This is a genomic window from Brevibacillus sp. HB1.2 (genome assembly GCF_013332495.1).
Lineage (GTDB): Bacteria > Bacillota > Bacilli > Brevibacillales > Brevibacillaceae > Brevibacillus > Brevibacillus porteri.
On record NZ_JABMIU010000006.1, the window covers coordinates 26,909 to 44,030 of the forward strand.

At 47.4% G+C, this 17,122-nt stretch carries 19 protein-coding genes; 16 read left to right on the forward strand and 3 right to left on the reverse strand.

All coding sequences use genetic code 11. The features are described 5' to 3' along the window. The 9 genes from nagB (at nucleotide 1) to HPY28_RS16125 (ending at nucleotide 9,783) form a co-directional block, all read left to right on the forward strand. Nucleotides 1–765 (forward strand): glucosamine-6-phosphate deaminase, encoded by a 765-nt coding sequence (gene nagB / locus HPY28_RS16085; RefSeq protein WP_017252189.1) that lies wholly within the window; start codon nucleotides 1–3, stop codon nucleotides 763–765. Between the two features lie 121 nt (nucleotides 766–886). After that, nucleotides 887–1,639: a hydrogen peroxide-dependent heme synthase gene (gene hemQ, locus HPY28_RS16090; RefSeq protein WP_017252188.1), complete on the forward strand. Its 753-nt coding sequence runs from the start codon at nucleotides 887–889 to the stop codon at nucleotides 1,637–1,639. A 121-nt stretch (nucleotides 1,640–1,760) separates the two neighbouring features. Continuing rightward, nucleotides 1,761–3,434, forward strand: a complete 1,674-nt coding sequence (locus HPY28_RS16095; protein WP_371813486.1) for a YcdB/YcdC domain-containing protein — start codon at nucleotides 1,761–1,763, stop codon at nucleotides 3,432–3,434. Between the two features lie 118 nt (nucleotides 3,435–3,552). Next, on the forward strand, nucleotides 3,553–4,521 hold the full coding sequence (locus tag HPY28_RS16100) for an aromatic acid exporter family protein (protein ID WP_371813490.1): 969 nt from the start codon (nucleotides 3,553–3,555) through the stop codon (nucleotides 4,519–4,521). 225 nt (nucleotides 4,522–4,746) lie between these two features. Next, nucleotides 4,747–5,121: a hypothetical protein gene (locus HPY28_RS16105; protein ID WP_017252184.1), complete on the forward strand. Its 375-nt coding sequence runs from the start codon at nucleotides 4,747–4,749 to the stop codon at nucleotides 5,119–5,121. Nucleotides 5,122–5,135: 14 nt separating this feature from the next. Next, nucleotides 5,136–5,333, forward strand: a complete 198-nt coding sequence (locus HPY28_RS16110; protein WP_144612861.1) for a hypothetical protein — start codon at nucleotides 5,136–5,138, stop codon at nucleotides 5,331–5,333. Continuing rightward, nucleotides 5,333–6,841, forward strand: coding sequence for a glycosyltransferase (locus HPY28_RS16115; RefSeq protein ID WP_254613140.1), 1,509 nt, complete (start codon nucleotides 5,333–5,335; stop codon nucleotides 6,839–6,841). Before HPY28_RS16110 ends, HPY28_RS16115 begins: the two co-directional genes overlap by 1 nt. A 46-nt stretch (nucleotides 6,842–6,887) precedes the next feature. Then, nucleotides 6,888–7,595 carry a glycosyltransferase family 2 protein gene (locus HPY28_RS16120; RefSeq protein ID WP_173624041.1) on the forward strand — a complete coding sequence of 236 codons (708 nt, stop codon included), beginning with the start codon at nucleotides 6,888–6,890 and terminating at the stop codon, nucleotides 7,593–7,595. 4 nt (nucleotides 7,596–7,599) lie between these two features. Continuing rightward, the gene (locus tag HPY28_RS16125) at nucleotides 7,600–9,783 is read left to right on the forward strand and encodes a polysaccharide pyruvyl transferase family protein (protein ID WP_174230932.1); all 2,184 of its coding nucleotides are present in this window, start codon (nucleotides 7,600–7,602) and stop codon (nucleotides 9,781–9,783) included. A 62-nt stretch (nucleotides 9,784–9,845) separates the two neighbouring features. On the opposite strand, the gene HPY28_RS16130 is transcribed toward HPY28_RS16125, so the two are convergent. Next, complete coding sequence (locus HPY28_RS16130; RefSeq protein WP_017252179.1) at nucleotides 9,846–10,034, reverse strand: H-type small acid-soluble spore protein; 189 nt, start codon at nucleotides 10,032–10,034, stop codon at nucleotides 9,846–9,848. A 145-nt stretch (nucleotides 10,035–10,179) separates the two neighbouring features. Here HPY28_RS16130 and HPY28_RS16135 point away from each other — a divergent pair, with 145 nt between their 5' ends. From HPY28_RS16135 to HPY28_RS16155, 5 genes are all read left to right on the forward strand, one after another. Then, nucleotides 10,180–10,656: a MarR family winged helix-turn-helix transcriptional regulator gene (locus HPY28_RS16135; RefSeq protein WP_069848208.1), complete on the forward strand. Its 477-nt coding sequence runs from the start codon at nucleotides 10,180–10,182 to the stop codon at nucleotides 10,654–10,656. A gap of 75 nt (nucleotides 10,657–10,731) precedes the next feature. After that, complete coding sequence (locus HPY28_RS16140) at nucleotides 10,732–11,916, forward strand: ArsA family ATPase (RefSeq protein WP_174230933.1); 1,185 nt, start codon at nucleotides 10,732–10,734, stop codon at nucleotides 11,914–11,916. Beyond that, nucleotides 11,913–12,107 (forward strand): hypothetical protein, encoded by a 195-nt coding sequence (locus tag HPY28_RS16145; RefSeq protein ID WP_173624038.1) that lies wholly within the window; start codon nucleotides 11,913–11,915, stop codon nucleotides 12,105–12,107. The genes HPY28_RS16140 and HPY28_RS16145 overlap by 4 nt, the downstream gene beginning before the upstream one ends. A 30-nt stretch (nucleotides 12,108–12,137) precedes the next feature. After that, entirely contained in the window at nucleotides 12,138–12,488 is a 351-nt protein-coding gene (locus HPY28_RS16150) for a DUF6463 family protein (RefSeq protein WP_173624037.1), read from the forward strand. A 113-nt stretch (nucleotides 12,489–12,601) separates the two neighbouring features. Then, the gene (locus tag HPY28_RS16155; protein WP_174230934.1) at nucleotides 12,602–13,153 is read left to right on the forward strand and encodes a riboflavin biosynthesis intermediates N-glycosidase; all 552 of its coding nucleotides are present in this window, start codon (nucleotides 12,602–12,604) and stop codon (nucleotides 13,151–13,153) included. Nucleotides 13,154–13,229: 76 nt separating this feature from the next. Here the strand turns inward: HPY28_RS16155 and HPY28_RS16160 are convergent, their stop codons facing one another. Together HPY28_RS16160 and HPY28_RS16165 are read right to left on the reverse strand one after the other, a co-directional pair. Further along, a complete protein-coding gene (locus tag HPY28_RS16160) occupies nucleotides 13,230–14,420 on the reverse strand; it encodes a serine hydrolase domain-containing protein (RefSeq protein WP_174230935.1) in 1,191 nt (396 codons plus the stop codon). 279 nt (nucleotides 14,421–14,699) lie between these two features. Further along, nucleotides 14,700–15,299 (reverse strand): hypothetical protein, encoded by a 600-nt coding sequence (locus HPY28_RS16165; RefSeq protein WP_017252172.1) that lies wholly within the window; start codon nucleotides 15,297–15,299, stop codon nucleotides 14,700–14,702. A 213-nt stretch (nucleotides 15,300–15,512) separates the two neighbouring features. Between HPY28_RS16165 and HPY28_RS16170 the strand changes: the two genes are divergently transcribed. Beyond that, nucleotides 15,513–16,235 carry an amino acid ABC transporter ATP-binding protein gene (locus tag HPY28_RS16170; RefSeq protein WP_174230936.1) on the forward strand — a complete coding sequence of 241 codons (723 nt, stop codon included), beginning with the start codon at nucleotides 15,513–15,515 and terminating at the stop codon, nucleotides 16,233–16,235. A 50-nt stretch (nucleotides 16,236–16,285) separates the two neighbouring features. After that, nucleotides 16,286–17,098 (forward strand): ABC transporter substrate-binding protein, encoded by an 813-nt coding sequence (locus tag HPY28_RS16175; protein WP_173624035.1) that lies wholly within the window; start codon nucleotides 16,286–16,288, stop codon nucleotides 17,096–17,098. The last annotated feature ends 24 nt before the right edge of the window (nucleotides 17,099–17,122 follow it).

The following is a 17,122-nucleotide window of genomic DNA, read 5'->3' on the forward strand; positions in this document are numbered from 1 at the left end:
ATGAAGCTCGTGATCGTGAAAGATTACGCGGAGCTCAGCAGAAAAGCTGCTGAAATGCTCGTAAGCGAAGTAAAAGCAAATCCGAAGACCGTCTTTGGCCTTGCAACCGGAGGCACACCAGTAGGGATGTACCGTGAGCTGATCAAGCTGTCGCAAGCAGAGAGCATCGATTTTTCGCAAGCGAGCAGCTTTAATCTGGATGAATACGTCGGACTTTCCTCGACTCATCCGCAAAGCTATCGCTCGTATATGCAAGAAAACTTGTTCAATCACATCAATATTCCTGCGGAGAAAACACATGTGCCAGCTGGGAATACGACAGATCATTTGGCAGAATGTGCACGCTATGAGGAAGCAATTCGTTTGGCAGGCGGGATCGACATCCAGGTGCTGGGGATCGGCAATAACGGCCATATTGGCTTCAACGAGCCTGGCTCCTCTGCGGAATCATTGACACGCGTGGTCCAGCTCACTGACAGTACGATTGAAGCAAATGCCCGCTATTTTGATAGTGTGGACCAGGTTCCGACTCAGGCAGTTTCCATGGGGATCAAGACGATTCTTGGCACTAAAAAAGTCGTACTTCTCGCAAGTGGAGAGGCAAAGGCAGAGGCAGTGCGATTGATGCTGGAGGGTGAGCCTACGGCAGATGTACCAGCTTCCTTATTGCAACTGCATCCGAATGTAACGGTCATTGTGGATCACGGGGCAGCGAGTAAGCTGACAACCTCCGTACTGGCAGGAACGAAACCAAGCGGCAGCTAATGCGCCCCTTGGTTTTCATTTTTCTTGTTCACCAATCTGTTCCGAATACGCACTTGTTCCTTATGCTATACTGGGAATGTTGCAAGAAGGTCACCAGATTTTTCAAAGGAGCTGATTTAGAATGAGCGCAAACGAAGCGTTGCTTACATTAGAAGGTTGGTATACGTATCATAATTTCCGCACCATCAATTGGGAAAAGTGGAAAGCAGCGTCCGCAGCAGAACGCCAAGAAGCGTTGGACGAGCTGAATACATTGATCCGCACATGGGAAGCGAATGAGGGAGAGAACCAAGGCAGCACGGCTGTCTACTCCATCCTCGGACACAAAGCAGACCTCGTGTTCATGTTCCTGCGTCCAACCATGCAAGAACTCGATGAGATCAAAACAGCGTTCAACAAAACCCGCTTTGCTGCCTATACAGAAGCTCCTTATTCGTATGTATCCGTAGTAGAGCTGAGCAACTATGTACATAACCCAGGTGAAGATCCAAAAGCGAATCCGCACGTGCGCGACCGCCTCTATCCGATCCTGCCAAAATGGGAGCACATCTGCTTCTATCCAATGAACAAAAAGCGTGATCTGCAAGACAACTGGTACATGCTCTCCATGCAGGAGCGCCAAGAAATGATGCGCTCACACGGCTTGATCGGTCGCTCCTACGCAGGTCGCGTGAAGCAAATCATCGGTGGCTCCGTTGGTTTCGACGATTGGGAGTGGGGCGTTACCCTCTTTGCCAACGATCCGCTGGAATTCAAGCATATCGTCTACGAAATGCGCTTTGATGAAGTGAGTGCGCGCTTCGGTGAATTCGGCAACTTCCTCGTAGGAAACGTATTGAACGTAGAAACATTGGCGAAAAAGCTGGAAGTATAATCAACATCCCAAAAAATCCGCTGTGCGAGATCTTCGCATTGGCGGATTTTTTTATGTGAGCCTTTGTTTTTCAAAAATGGTAAAATTAGTCTGTTTGGAATTGGAGAGGAGAGGTTGATTTGTGTTAAAACGTACTTCATCGTGGGGACTTTCACTCGGCGTGACATTGTCCATTTTGATGACGACTGTGTTCGCTACAGGAGCGGCTGGAAGTTTGGCTCCAGTCGTACATGCAGCCGAGAAGACACTTTCGGAGGAAGAGGCAATCGCGCTTGCCCAGAAGCAGTTGAAGAATCTTGGTGAGTACAAGCTGCTAAGTGCCGAATTTGTGGACGGCATTGAAATGTTATGGGGAAATTCAATATGGTATACCAAGTGGAGTAAAGAAAATGGTAGAAATTTTGGTGTTCAACAGGATGCAATATCAGGGGAAATATGGGTATATGAGTATCGTGGGGAAGAACGGAAATTGGATACAAATCAAAAGAAGCTTACGGAAGATCAGGCGTTCCAAGTGGCGACTCAATTTCTTAAGCAAGTAGCGACAGAAGAAGAACGGAGCCGTTTATCCAAGCCCAATGAATATCCTGATTCGGACATTTTCCATACGCGTGCTAAACCGGGAATAGATGTCAACTTTACTCGTATCGAAAACGGGATTCCTTTTCTGGAAAATGGGTTTCGACTGATAGTGGGCTATGATGGGGAAGTGATCTATTTTGAGCGGCGCTGGACAGAGGGGAAACTACCAGATGCTTCGAAAGTCATAGAGATAGCGGAAGCTGAGAAGAAATGGGATGAAGGGGCGACTCCAACATTTTTGTACAAGAATATGGCGTCCAGCTTTCGTAAGGAATCTGAATCATACCAGCTCGTGAATGAATTCCAGAGAATCGACCCGCAGTTTGTCGATGCCATCACAGGAAAGATGCTCGATTCGTATGGACAGGTTGCTAAAGAAAGGAAGATACAGCCTTTAGGGAAAACCGTTCCTCCAACCCCAATAGAACGAAAGCTCATTACGAAAGAAGAGGCGCAAAAAATAGCAGAGCAACAGCTCAAAAAGCTCCCTGGTACATACCGTTCGAATGGCAGGATCACTGAATCAAACTCAGGATCTGATGAAATGAGCTGGTTTTTCGAGTTTATTTCGCAACCAGGGGATGGTGAAAAGTCAGATACTGTAATAATAGCGATTGACGTCCTTGGAAATTTAGTCCATTACAGTGTGAATGCAAAAATCAGGTTCAACGAAGAGAGCAAGAAAATAGAAAAGGGCATTACCTGGGAACAAGCACAAGAGAGTGCGCGAAAACTCGTACAAACATTCTACTCCGATCAGTTAGGAAAAATTTATGCGGTCGATTACGTTCCGCGAGAGAAAAGGATCAAAGAAATCTGGGAAAACGATGAACCGTATGAAATCGAATTTGGCTATCTCATAAACGGCATACCGGTATATAATACTATCTTTCAAGTCGATGTTGACGCTGAGTCAGGGGAAGCAGTGGATCTGTATAACTCTGAGTATAACGATGTACCTTGGGGTGATTCATCTCTTTCTCCCAAAAATAAAGATGGTATCGATCTGAATACGGCGAAAAAAGTCGTGAAAGAGAACAAGAAGCTCATGCTCACTTACTTTCATCCAAAAGTAGATGGGAGCTATGGAAGAGATAAAATGCTCGAACAACCACTCCTCGTCTATCGTTATGTGGGAGAGAAAGGGATCGTCACAGCAGATGGCAAGTGGCACAGTTTTGCAGAGGAGCGCAAGAGGAATAGACGCCTTTGAAAATTAACGAAAGCTTGTCTTTGGTTCCCTGGTACTTTTTGATACAGTATAGTGAGATGAAACAGCAAAGTATTTTTGACAGCGGAGGGGAACAAGACTGGGCTTTCTCAAGTTTAAAATTGGTTATCGTACGTTAAAAACAGCCATTGGAACGGCTGTCTCGATTCTGATCGCCCAGCAGCTAGGCTTGATGTATGCTTCTTCTGCGGGGATCATTACGATCTTGTGTATCCAAGTAACAGTCAAGCAATCGTTTCAGACAGCGTGGAATCGGATTCTAGCTAGTTTATTGGGGCTGGGAATTGGGGTTTGCCTGTTTTCCCTTATGGGCTATACGCCGCTTGCCATTCTCCTTTTCATTTTGCTTTTCTTGCCGCTCGCAGTGCGATTTGGCATTCAGGAAGGCTTCGTCAACAGTATGGTTGTACTCATGCATCTGTATTCTTCCAAGAGAATTGACGGGATGCTACTGCTGAACGAGGTCGCTTTGCTCGTCATCGGTGTGGGTGTAGCCTTATTGGTCAATCTGTACATGCCGAGCCTCGATAAAGAGCTAAAAGGAATGCAAGTAAAGGTGGAGAAGCTGTTCAGCAAAATCTTGCGGGAGTTCTGCTATTACTTGCGTCACGGAGAAAGTGATTGGGACGGGAAAGAATTGATTGAAACAACAGGGGTATTGGAAACGGCGATTCGTTTAGCCTCGCGAGATGTTGGCAATCGATTGGGCCGCCGCAATGATTCGTACTACGAGTATTTTGTGATGCGACAAAAGCAGTTCGAGTTATTGGAACGCATGATGCCGATCGTCTCTTCCTTGGATCATCAGGTAACAGAGAGCCATCGGATCGCAGATTTTCTCGAGCGAATCAGCGCCTCGGTGCACCCGGGCAATACCGCTTACCGCTTTATCGACCAACTGCGCGTGATGCAAGAGGAGATCAAGGCAGCAGATTTGCCGCGAACGCGAGAGGAATTTGAGACGCGTGCCTCGCTGTTCTATCTTCTTCGAGAGATTGAGAGCTATTTGTTCATCAAACATGAGCTAGGCAAAAACAGGGACGAAAAGGCTCAGACGGCAAAGAGTTAGACAAGCAAGAGTGCGTAACTATGAAAGAATTGTAGAATATCGAGGGAGGGGCTGCGAATACGTTCGCAGTCTTTTTTTGTTTTTCGATAAAAATTCCGTGAACTTTTCATTAAAATCAAAAAATTGCACCGTTGTCCTAGTACGCTTTTGAACTTACTTGTATACCGTGTACAAGCGGCGAAAAATAAATCAAAAGAGTAGGATCAAGGAGATGAGAGTGACCAGATGAAATTAATTGTGAATGAAAAAGAGTTGAAAGAGTATTTTCAAGGGCTGCGGCGTCTCGTCTGGGGAAAAGAACGGACAGACGAAGGACACGCAAATGACAAGGAAGAAGCCATTCGCAGTTCGCTTCGCAAAGAGCTGTATGCAGATGAGTTCGCCGCATTTCTGCAAGAAAACCACAGTGATTTGCGACGTGATTCTTTTCGAAAAGTGCTGCTGCGTTATTTGCATGAAACCGTTGAGCTGGGAACAGATGCAGGGAGTGTCACAGGCGTCCTGGATGAGGTTGGTCGGGACTATGCTGAAATCATAGAGTCAGGCGGTACTCGTGTGCTGATTCGTTTCGCGCAAATTAACTCTGTTCAAGAGGTGTAAGGAGGAGAAGACAAATGAACTATGTACAGAAATTGAGAACGTTTATAGGCGATAGTGTACAAGTTGTAACTGGATTCGATGTGGTTTCCGGTGAGTTGCTCGGCGTGACCAATTCGACATTAACCGTGCGTGCAGCAAGTGAGCCAGGCTATGGCGGTGGTCAAACAGTCGTATTTCAACTGGACCGCATCACGTATGTGCGTGTCGTCTAATGGTGGGTCGGCAAGGGAGAAGGGGCCAAACGCCCCTCTCCATTCTCATTCCTGCCATGCATGGGACAGCTCATCTGCCAAAGCTGATTGCCGTATGTAAGCAGCTTGCACCTCTGGAGATCATTGTGATTTCGAAAAGGACCCTGGAGTATGGCTCTGGTATTCGCGTCGTTCCTGCAGAGGATGCTGAGAATCTGTTTTCATGGAGGAGAGAGGCTGCGAAGCATGCGAGAGGGAGTGTCCTGCTTTTTCTCGGCGAAGAGCAAATCGATTCTCTGTCTGGATTGCAGCGCTTCTTGTTCCCGATTTTATATGGAAAGGCACAGGTCGTTTTGCCCCAGCATGATTCTCGGAACAGAAAGTTAATAAAACCACAGCCCATCCACAGTTTTTCCTTGCTGGTAAATAACCTCTTCGGTCGCTCTGACCTACGTGAAGCTTCCTTGCTGGACACACCTCACGCGATGACCAGAGAGGCACTTTCCAAAATCGGAGTGGAACAGTTGGCACAGCCTGCACAAGCCCACAAGCGGGCAGTTGTGGGCGGGCTGTCTATTACCGCGCAAATCATAGGAACGGGGACGGAAGAAAGGTTGTTTTTGCCTCAGCTCCACGGTTCGTTGCTTAAAGAGCTCTCTTTGTATGAAAAGCTGGTGATTGCCGAACAGCTTGATCTTGTCTCACATCTTCCTTTTCGTGGTGGATTGTCCGATGGAGGCAGGCGAAGAGATCTAGCAGAGAATGTGAGCGGTACAAACAGTGGTATACCTGTTAGGCAGGTAGGGAAATGTCCCTTACGACAAACAAGTCTGTACAGCGGGAAAACGGTATCCGTGATCATTCCAGCCCTTAACGAAGCAGCAACAATTCAGCAGGTGATCCGTGAAGTTCTTCGGCTGGAGCCAATTGAAATTATAGTGGTCGTCAATGGCTCGGATGATCAAACAGCACAGCTTGCCCGTGAATGCGGAGCGACGACCGTAGAGTTCCCATACGCATTGGGAGTAGACACAGGACGGGCGATTGGGGCAAGTCTGGCAAAAGGAGACATCCTACTGTTTGTCGATGCGGATGTGATCATGACCGCGCATGATTTGTATCCATTTGTACTCGCATGCCAGTGCGGCGTGGATGTTGCGTTGAATGATGTTTCTGGTTTTTTGAATCAGCCTTGTGCTGACAACGTTTTTGTGGCTTGTCGCCAAGCTCTCAACTTGGCTTTGAATCGTAAAGATTTGGGGATCGGGTCTATGGTGACCGTCCCCTTTGCCTTACGCAGGGAGGCGGTTGCTCCGATCGGGTGGCCCATACTGCTTTGCCCGCCTAAAGCACAAGCAGTATACGCACAGGCAGGTGTAAAGATGGAATTGGTTCATCAGGTGAACAGCTTCTCCTCCAACCGACTCCGGCCAGAAAAACACTTCGCCAGCTCCGGAATGCCCCCAGCCGTTGAACAGATTGCGGGTGACCACGTGGAAGCCTTGCAGTTTCTGGTGAAAGGACGGTAGCGAGGATGCGTTGTGAAATCAAGAAGACTGGAAGGAGGGAATGAAATTGGCAAAACAGCGAATAGAGGGTCTCGTAAGTGTCGTTATTACGAATTTCAACAGGGCTGCTTTTATACGAGAGTGTCTGGACAGCATACTTCAGCAAACCTATGAGAATTGGGAAATTGTCCTGATTGATGATGCTTCGACGGATCAATCGGTAGAAGTCGCCAGAGAGTGGCTGGAACAAAATGAAAGGTTTTTTCCAGGAGACAATCAGGTACTGATTCATGCGCTCCCTCGCAATGTTGGCTTTGCGGGTGCCATCAACTTCGGGCACTACATGAGCCGAGGTGAGTTCATTGCGAATCAGGACTCGGATGATTTCTCTCATGTCCTGCGCCTTTCGCGGCAGGTTGAGTATTTAAAAAGTCATCCCCAGATTGATTTGGTCGGTACGAATTATTACGCGTTTTCGTCCGATCACCCGGAAAAAAAGGAGCTTGCTACTTGGATCAAGTACGGCGATGACATTCGAAAGGTATATGGGAAAGGCGGACACTGTGTCTGTCACGGTACCTGCATGTTTCGGGGGCGCTTGTTTGATCAGGTTGGTGGCCCGACTCGTCGGATCGACGGTGCAGAAGACTACGAATTTATCGCCAAAGCCTTGAATGCGAGAGCAGACGTCAACAATATCGCAGAAGCATTGTACTATTACCGAATCCACGCTGAGCAGCGTTCGGCGCACTATTATCGGAAAAAGGGGGTGTGAAAATTTGAATAGCAGTAATGATCGCATCTTGATGGTGCTGGATAATTTGGGGACAGGCGGAACCGAGACACATGTTCTTAGCATAGGCAAAGCGTTGCAAAAAAAGGGCGCCCAACTGTTTTATGCTGGCGGGAACGGCCCCCTCTATCAAGCGTTTGTCGATGCAGGTTTTTTAGTTGAACGAATCGACTCCGCACGGGACCCCCTCTCGGCACGCGGGCAGCATTTGATCGAGAGTTACCAGGGGGTTATGAAGAAGCATGGCATTAGCATCGTCCATGTGCATCAGACTCCTTCAGGCTTACTCGCCGCTACTGCCGCTAATCAGTTGGGCATACCCGTCGTATTTACCTTGCATGGCACGTACTATCCAAAGGATGAAGCGATAAAAGTGGCACAGCTCTGTTCCGCTGTCATCAGTGTGAGCAAACCTGTCCAACTATTCTGGGAAAAGCTAGGGGTGAAAACCACACTCATTTCCAATGGGATTGATGTGGAAGATTTCCGGCCTGACTCTGCAAAAATGGTGAAGCTGCCTTCCTTGCCTTCTGATGCCACAGTGGTGACGTATGTCAGCAGGCTGGCTTGGCAAAAAGCAACGGTGTGCAACATGGTGTTGCGAGCAACCAAAACATTGCGTAGTGAAATCCCCAACCTGCATATCGTGGTGGTGGGTTCGGGTGCCCAGTCCATTCATGTACACGAGCTGGCAAAAGCGTTGAATAAAGCAGCAGGGCAGCCCTATATCCACATTGTGGGGGAGCAAACCGATGTCCGACCGTATTACGCAATCAGTGATTTGGTGATTGGAACAGGCAGGGTCGCACTCGAAGCGATGGCGTGCGAAAAGCCAGTGCTTGCGATCGGAAATCATGGCTACGTCGGGTTGGTCGCGCCTTCGTCTTACGATTTAGCTTGGGACTGTTACTTCGGTGACCACTCCTCTGTGCAGAAGCCATCTCCTCAGCTGATCGATAGCGCTCTGCGTCAAGCGTGCCGAAACCGGAGTCAGCTGAAGGAAATAGGAGGTCTGGGAAGAGCATGGGTCCAATCCAATTTTCATATCACGCAGAAATGTGCCTCCTTGCTTACGATCTACGCTCAAGTGAAGAATGGGGGAGGTCAGACGAATATGAAAAAAGTCTTGTACGTAGGTTGGCTAGGGTTCAAAAATTTGGGTGACGAACTGATGTGGCATGCCTTTCACGATTTGTCCCGCAAATATCTCGACCCAGCTAAATACAAGGTGATTCCTTCGCTGCCAGGGGTTGACCTCAACGATTTAAGCGAATATGACACCGTCGTTTTGGGGGGAGGCTCGCTTCTTGTCCCCGGTTATGTGGATGTAGCCTATCGAGCAGTTGAACAGAAAAAGCGGCTATGGATCTGGGGGAGCGGATTCGATTCACAGGATAAGGTGCAGCTCGATTCCTCTGGCATATTAACGACGAAGCTCATGACAGACAATGAAAAGATGAGCCAGACGCTGCAAAAAATCGCGGAACACGCTACGTTCTTTGGTGTACGAGGACCGGTTACTCTTCAATACCTCCAGCAAGCGGGAGTAGGCGGCAAAGCATGGATCAGCGGAGACCCAGGAATGCTGCTCCTTCCTGCATCACCAGCAGCAGAGGTAGACAAAAGCAAGCGATTAACCATTGGTATCAACTGGGGGACATCCTATAATCGCATCTATGGGAAAAACGAGGACGCCGTAGAGGATGCGCTGGTGTATGCAGCCAAGAGGCTCATCAAGTTAGGCTACGATATCCATTTGCTGACGATGTGGGGACCGGATCGGGAAGCCATAAAAAGACTGCACAAAAAAATCGGCGATCCAACGCATACGATCCTCGACTTGGAGCTACACGACCATTCAAAAATGCTGGAGTTGATGAAAGGGTTTCAGGCGACGATTAACTTTAAGCTGCATGCCAATGTGCTGAGTGCCGCTGCTGGAGTTCCATTCGTCTGCTTAGCGTATCGCATCAAAAGCATCGACTTCGCTTACTCCTTGGGTCTACCGGAGCTCCTCGTCTCAACAGATGAGCCACTATTAGCGGAACGAATTCTCATTTGTACCTGGGATGCAATCGCACGCAGGGAGCAGATCGCAGCAAAAATAGCAGCCAGTCAAAAAAAGATGATGGAGAATTTGGAGCAGCCGTTTATCCAAGGTCTGCTGTAAATCAAAAGGGGACCTGTGATTCGCTACAGGTCCCCTCTTTCATTCATGAAAAGTGACGAAAATCAGTACTCACCGTGCTCCCGCAAGCTGGCTACAGGAACACTCATCTCCTGATCCGGCTGGTTGAGCGGGTAAATCCTTGCCATGTCGTTGTCATCATCGATGTGCTGGATGTATACGGGTATTCCATCGCAGGTAACATTCGCCATAACGGGTGAAGCGGCGATTTCTTTCGCGCGCTGTTTATTCATTTTGACTCCTCCTGTCATTCGTAACAGCTTTAATATGTACGTCAGCCAAGCAAGGTATACTTTTTGCGCCTGTTGACATTCCCTAAAATATGTAATAAATTGAAGGGGAAATTACTACGAAATCGTACTAAAAGGAGTCACCGGTATGCAGCAACTATACGACCTCTTTCTGAAAACCGGTTTGCGTCCGTTCGCCTTTATGTCTGATACGATGCAGCTTGAAGAAAAACTGACTCGCTCCGATTTGTCGACCCTCCTCATATTGCTGTTCCGCGGAGACTTGACCATGTCAGAGCTGGCGCAAGAGATGGGGGCGCCGCTTAGTTCGATGACCAGCATCGCGAAACGGCTTGAACGCAAAGGATACATCGCGAGGGCGACCTCTGTAGAGGATCAACGGGTGAAGCTCGTCACACTGACACAACCAGGCAAACAGCTCGCAAAAGAATCGGAGCAAATGATGTTGGCGATGCTGGGCAGGCTTCAGGAAGCATTTACACCGGAAGAAATGGAGCAATTCACCACCCTTTTACTCAAGGCAGCCAAGGTATTTCAGGAGGGAGGACCTGTCAAGCCTCGCGAAACAAAGGTTCGTTCCATCAAGATCAACATTGAGGAATAGTCGGTTCGAGCCTGCTTCTTTTTTTGTCAAATTACTACGAAATCGTATTAAATGGATCGGAAGGAGAGAGTCGAGATGAGAATCGTCATTTATACCGGAAAAGGTGGGGTTGGGAAGACGAGTGTCGCAGCAGCAACGGCTGTTAAGCTGGCAAAGCAGGGAAAGAGGACGCTCGTACTCAGTACGGATGCCGCACACAGTTTGGCAGATTCATTGGGGACTGTGATCGGACCAGATCCCGTACCAATCAGCGAAAATTTATGGGGCCAGGAAGTAAACAGCTTGCGGGAAACCGAGCGCAACTGGGGAGCCGTTCAGGGATGGCTGACAACACTGCTCGACAAAGCACAGCTGACTGATATTACAACGGAGGAGATGCTCGTTTTTCCTGGTATGGAGGAATTGTTCAGTTTGCTACAGATCAAGGAACACGCCATGAGCGGGCAGTTCGACGTCCTGGTAGTCGATTGTGCCCCAACCGGAGAAACACTGCGTCTGCTCAGTTATCCGAACGTATTGAATTGGTGGTTGGAGAAAATTTTTCCGACGGAGCGCAAGCTGATCAAACTCGTTCGCCCAGTGGCCAAGATCGTCAACAAAGTAGAACTTCCTTCTGATGATGTGCTAGACAGTGTCGAGCAGCTCGCTCGGGGGCTGGAGGAAATGCAACGAATTGTTTTGGACCCGGAGATTACATCAGTGAGGATCGTCGTAAACCCAGAAAAAATGGTGCTCGCGGAAGCAAAGCGCTCGTTCACGTACTTGAATCTGTTCGGGTTCAATACGGATGCGATCATTGTGAATCGGGTGCTTCCGGATGAAGCGGGAGAAGGATTTTTTGCCCACTGGCGAGAGCTGCAACGAAAGTATGAGAACGAAATCGTGGAAAACTTTCAGCCGCTCCCGATTTTGAAAGCACCAATGATGCCAAAAGAAGTGATTGGGTTGCCCATTCTAGAAGAATTGGCTGACATCGTTTTTGGAACAGAAGACCCATCCGCCAAGCTTTATCAGGGCAGAACGGAACTGATTCGAGAAGTGGACGGCGAGATGTATTTGGAGCTGACGATTCCTTTTGTAGATAAAGCAGCCTTGGATTTAACGCAAACAGGGGATGAATTGACTGTAAATGCGGGTGCCTACAAACGAAAAGTCATCTTGCCACGAGTATTAATGGGACGACAGGTTACGGGAGCGAAATATGCGGAAGATCGGCTGATCATTCGTTTTAGCGCAAGGGAAGGGGCTGCCCAACATTGAGACCTACTGGATTGAATAGGGTGCTGACGATTCTCGGGAACATGGAACAGCATGGAACCGAGCGACATGTGAAAAATGCCTGCAAAGAATGGCTACTCGCATCGCGGTCAGTGATCGACAGCATGATCGATGCGTTACAGGATGAACAGGAACGTCCGAAAGCTCATAAAATCAACATTTCCAAGGAATAGAATAGGCCAAATTGAGAGGAGAGAAATGACATGGTAAATGGGATCAAGCGCCAAATGGGTTTCACTCTCATCCTGACAGGACTGCTGCATACGGTTGTCGGACTTTTTTTCTACGCGGAGCCACTTCAGCAGATCGTCGCAAATGGCTTTTGGAATGCGGTAGGGCGAGAGGAAGATGCTGCTTTCTGGTTTATGATGTTTGGCTTTTTGTTGATTTTACTCGGATATATGGCGGATTGGCTGATGAAAAAGAAGGGAATGGAGCCGCCGGCTACCTTCGGGTGGACGATTCTTGGCATATGTGTGGTCGGGGTGATTGCCATGCCTGTATCGGGCTTCTGGCTAGCCTTACCACAGGCAGGCATCTTGCTTCGCAAGTGATGTAAGAAATTTGCGGATAGGTAGATGGTTCAGATAAAATGAATGTACCATTTTCCATATGTTTCAATATCCGAGGATGGGATTGTCTATAAAAGAAAGATGGGGATAACACGATGGAGCACATGTATAACGTCCAAACCTTAATCAAAGAATCGCAAAAAAACAGAGTGAAATACTTGTTCTTTTGGGGACATACACAGAAGGAGTCAGGCACTATCGATAAATCATGCTTCAGCCAATGGTATCCGGCCGCTTTTGTAGAGGACGGTATCACGTACTTGACCGCTGAGCATTACATGATGGCGAAAAAGGCTGAGCTGTTCGGTGATCTTGCCATTCGTGATGAAATACTCAGGAAAAGCCATCCAAAACAAGCGAAGGAATTGGGACGAAAGGTTCATTCCTTTGACGAGGCTGTGTGGAATGCGAACAAGACAGCGATCGTTCGCCAGGCAAACCTATTAAAATTCAGCCAGCATGCCGATTTGAAAGCGTACCTCTTAGACACAGGTGACCGCATTATTGTGGAAGCGAGTCCTTATGATCGGATATGGGGAATCGGGATGGCCCACGATCATCCGCATGCGGAACAGCCCGAAAAGTGGCGGGGAGAAAATCTGCTCGGTTTTGCATTGGTAGCAGTCAGGGAGCAGTTACGTTCGTGATCCAGGTTGCCCATCTTTTTTGGGGGGAGCAAAACAGAAATAGACGTACAAATACGCCATTCTTTCCTATGCTTATTCAGAAAGAATAGCGTATTTTTTCCTTTTTTACCCACTTGCTAAATTCTGCAAGTAACATATTTTTAAAGTTAGCTTTACCCAAATTGTTCAAATTGACGGTCAACATATGCTTGCCTCCAAGTGTACCCCCAACAAGAGTAATAAACCCTGGAATGCTACCTGTATGTCCCCATATTGAAACACCGTTTGGAAGCTTCGTTTCATAGATTCCAAGACCATATCCGCTGATCTCAGCACTTCCTGTAGGAACTGTAGTAAGCATTTCTTTTAATTGCTGCTCCTTCAGTAATTTGCCACTGAGTAAGTAAGAGAAGAATTTATTTAAGTCGTCGGCAGTAGAAATCATATCTCCAGCCGAGCTAGCTATACTTGGGTTATAATAAGTAACGTCTTTTAGCTCACTTGCTCCGTCTGGATGGAAATATCCACGGGCATGGTTGGTGCCTGGAATAACGCTCGAATTGCCAGGTAGGAATGTATTCGACAATTCAAGCGGTTCAATAATCCGATTTTCAATCTCTTCCGCATAGCTGTTTCCGGTTATTTTTTCAATAAGGATACCCAGTAATACGTATCCTGTGTCTGAATATGACCAGCCCTTTCCTGGGGCAAAGTCTGGAGGCAGAGAAAGCCCAATCTTTACTAATTCTTCAGCGGTATACGATTTTTTGGCATTCATCATATCAGCATCTTTTGATCTTAAGTATTCAGCGATACCACTTGTATGGTTCAATATCTGCCGGATAGTAATCTGGTTACCATCATATCCGTTTCCTTGAATGACACCAGGCAACCATTTTTCGATGGAGTCGTCTAGATTCAGGCGATTCTCTCCAGCTAATTGAAGTACAACTGTTGCGGTGAACGTCTTCGTCACGCTGCCAATGCGAAAGCGAAAATCTGTTTCCATTGGTTTCTTAGTGCTCAGATTCGATACCCCAGCGGCGTAACCCCATGTTTTTCCATTCTCATAAGTTTTAGCGAGTATCCCCGGGTTTCCAAGTTGCAATATATCCCGCATTGCTTGCTTGACGGAATTACGATCTCGTTGAGTGCTTGTTTGTAACGAACCGGATACATTTTGAGTGGGCTCTGCTTTTACAATTGAGGTTGGCGTTATGTATAACAGGGAACTTCCAGCTATTAAAAGGGCCAGACTTGCAAATGTAATTTGACTACGTTTTTTCATAAGGCATTTCTCTCCTCTATTTATATTGTATAGGTGATTGCTTGTTCTTTTCCTTGAAACACTCTTGTTAAATGGTTTGTTTTTCATATATAAGTCATATCTGTTCCGCCTTTCACGCAGCGTTGTTTTTTTATCATACAGAATGAAAATCTCTTTTTTCTTACGCATTCCTTACAAATTACTTATGTTTAAAATAGCTTGACATTGTGCTGCATTAAAATTTGTCTTTACACGAAAAAGTGGTTGAGCAGACATCGTGCTGCCCAACCACTTTTTTCTTTATTGCACAGAAAACGCAGCTTTGACCTGGTCCAAAGACATGACCATCTGCCCATATAGCTTCCCGTCTGGAGTTGCTGGATCATAGGGATTGGACTGAGGCAAGGAAACGACGTATACCAGCCCATGCGTTTGTGCCAGTACATCACCAAGCGGCGGTCCTTCCAATTTGGACAGGTGATTCCAATGTGGTACCGTCATGACAAAAATGGTGAGGAGTGAGGATCGCTCCTCCTTTCGTTGATTGGGAGCGAACATAAAATGCGCTTCGTATTTCGTCGGCACATCCAGCTTGCCCTCCAGTGGCTGTTGGCGAGGGGGGCGCTTAGTCGTCGATGAGAACTCTTCCACGATGTAATTTCCGGTCCAAGAGGGAGGGATGGCAAACGTAAATGTCTCGGTGATCGGGATCGGCACCGTGAACTGATTGTTTATGGTTCGACCTTTGATCTCATCGGTTGTCGGTCTTTTGACTTCCCGCTCAGGGTCAGATGGAGCCGCTTGCTGTGGCGGTGGCGCTGCTTGTGGACCTGTCAGTGAACAGGCGGAGAGCAGAAAAATGAGGATGAGTCCTACATAGAAGTACGTTGCTACTTTCATCACGGTCCTCCTTGATGTATAAAACACTCCCGCTTATTCATTCCACGCAAGGAGGAAAACTATTCCATAGTCTTATCGTGAATATTTATTCAATAAAACATATTTTTCTTGAATATCAGAAAATATATAATTATAATTTAAATCAGAAATCATTTCCGGTATTCGGAAAAATTAATGCGCAATTCATCCGGGACATAAATGGGGGATAGCAGGATGATTGAGGTTAAGCAGCTTGTCAAATCTTTTGGCCCGTTAACCGTGTTGAAGGGCGTTACGCTCACGGTGGAAGAAAAGGAAGTTGTCGTCTTGCTTGGAGCCAGTGGTTCAGGAAAAAGTACTTTACTCCGATGTTTGAATTTTCTGGAATTTTATGACGGCGGAGAGATTCGAATCGGTGGTCAGCAAATTGATCCACACAAGACGAATCTGAATCAGTTCCGCGCCGAGGTCGGCATGGTTTTTCAGCACTTTAATCTGTTTCCGCACAAGACAGTTTTGGAAAACTTGATCGAGGCACCTGTTCACGTCAAAGGGATAAATGTAGCAGAGGCCAAACAATTAGCGTACGAGCTCCTGAAAAAAGTGAATATGCAGGATAAGGCCGATGTCTACCCGGACATGCTCTCTGGTGGACAAAAGCAACGGGTTGCCATCGCCAGGGCGCTTGCGATGAAGCCGAAAATCATGCTTTTTGATGAGCCAACCTCTGCACTCGATCCCGAGCTCGTCGGTGAAGTGCTACAAGTCATGAAGCAGCTCGCCAAAGAAGGAATGACAATGATCGTCGTGACACATGAAATGGGGTTCGCTCGTGAAGTAGCAGATCGGGCGGTGTTCATGCACGATGGGCAAATTCTGGAGCAGGGACCACCGAGTGAATTCTTTGAGAATCCGCAGCATGATCGTACCAAGCAGTTTTTAGGTAGCATCCGTTAAAATCCGCTACATCTAAATAATATAGAGATGAAAAACAGGGGGAATCACCAATGAAAAAACGTGCAAAATGGTCCGGAATTTTGTTGTCCACGGTTCTAATGGGCTCGCTGCTACTCTCAGCTTGTGGATCACAGACAAGCACACCGGCAGCAGGTGGACAAGCTTCTGGAGACGGTGGAAAGAAAGATTTTACGTACGCCATGAGTGGCGTGTACAAGCCGTTTAGCTTCAAGGAAAACGGGCAACTTACTGGCTTTGACGTAGAAATTGGACAAGCACTGGCAGAAAAAATGGGCATGAACGCAGTGCCGATCACCAATCCATTTGAAACGATCATCCCCGGTCTGGACGCGAAAAAATACGACGCTGTCATCGGGAGCTTGACCGTCACACCTGAGCGTCAAAAAGCTGTTCTGTTCACCAATCCGTACTACCGTTCCGGTTCGCAAATTTTCGTGCAAGAGGGCAATACCACCATCAAGAGCAAAGAAGATTTGAAGGGCAAAAAGATCGGCGTAGTAAAAGCATCCAACTACTTGGATTGGGCGAAAAAGCTGACCGATGAAGATAAAATCACGCAGTATGATAGCGATATCACCGCTTTGCTCGACCTGCCGACAGGACGCCTCGATGCCGTGATTACCGACCAGGTAGTTGGCTTGCGATTCATTAAAGAAGGCGGAGGAAAAGTAATTGACGTAGGCGAACCACTGAGCTTTGACGAGCAAGCGATCGCTGTGCGCTTGGGTGACCAGGAGGCAGTAGATCGCCTCAACAAGGCGTTGGACGAGATCGTTAAAGACGGTACCTATGAAAAGATCAGCCAAAAATGGTTTGGCCGCAATATCCTGCAAAAACAGTAAGTGGGCAACGGGGTGTCCGTGATG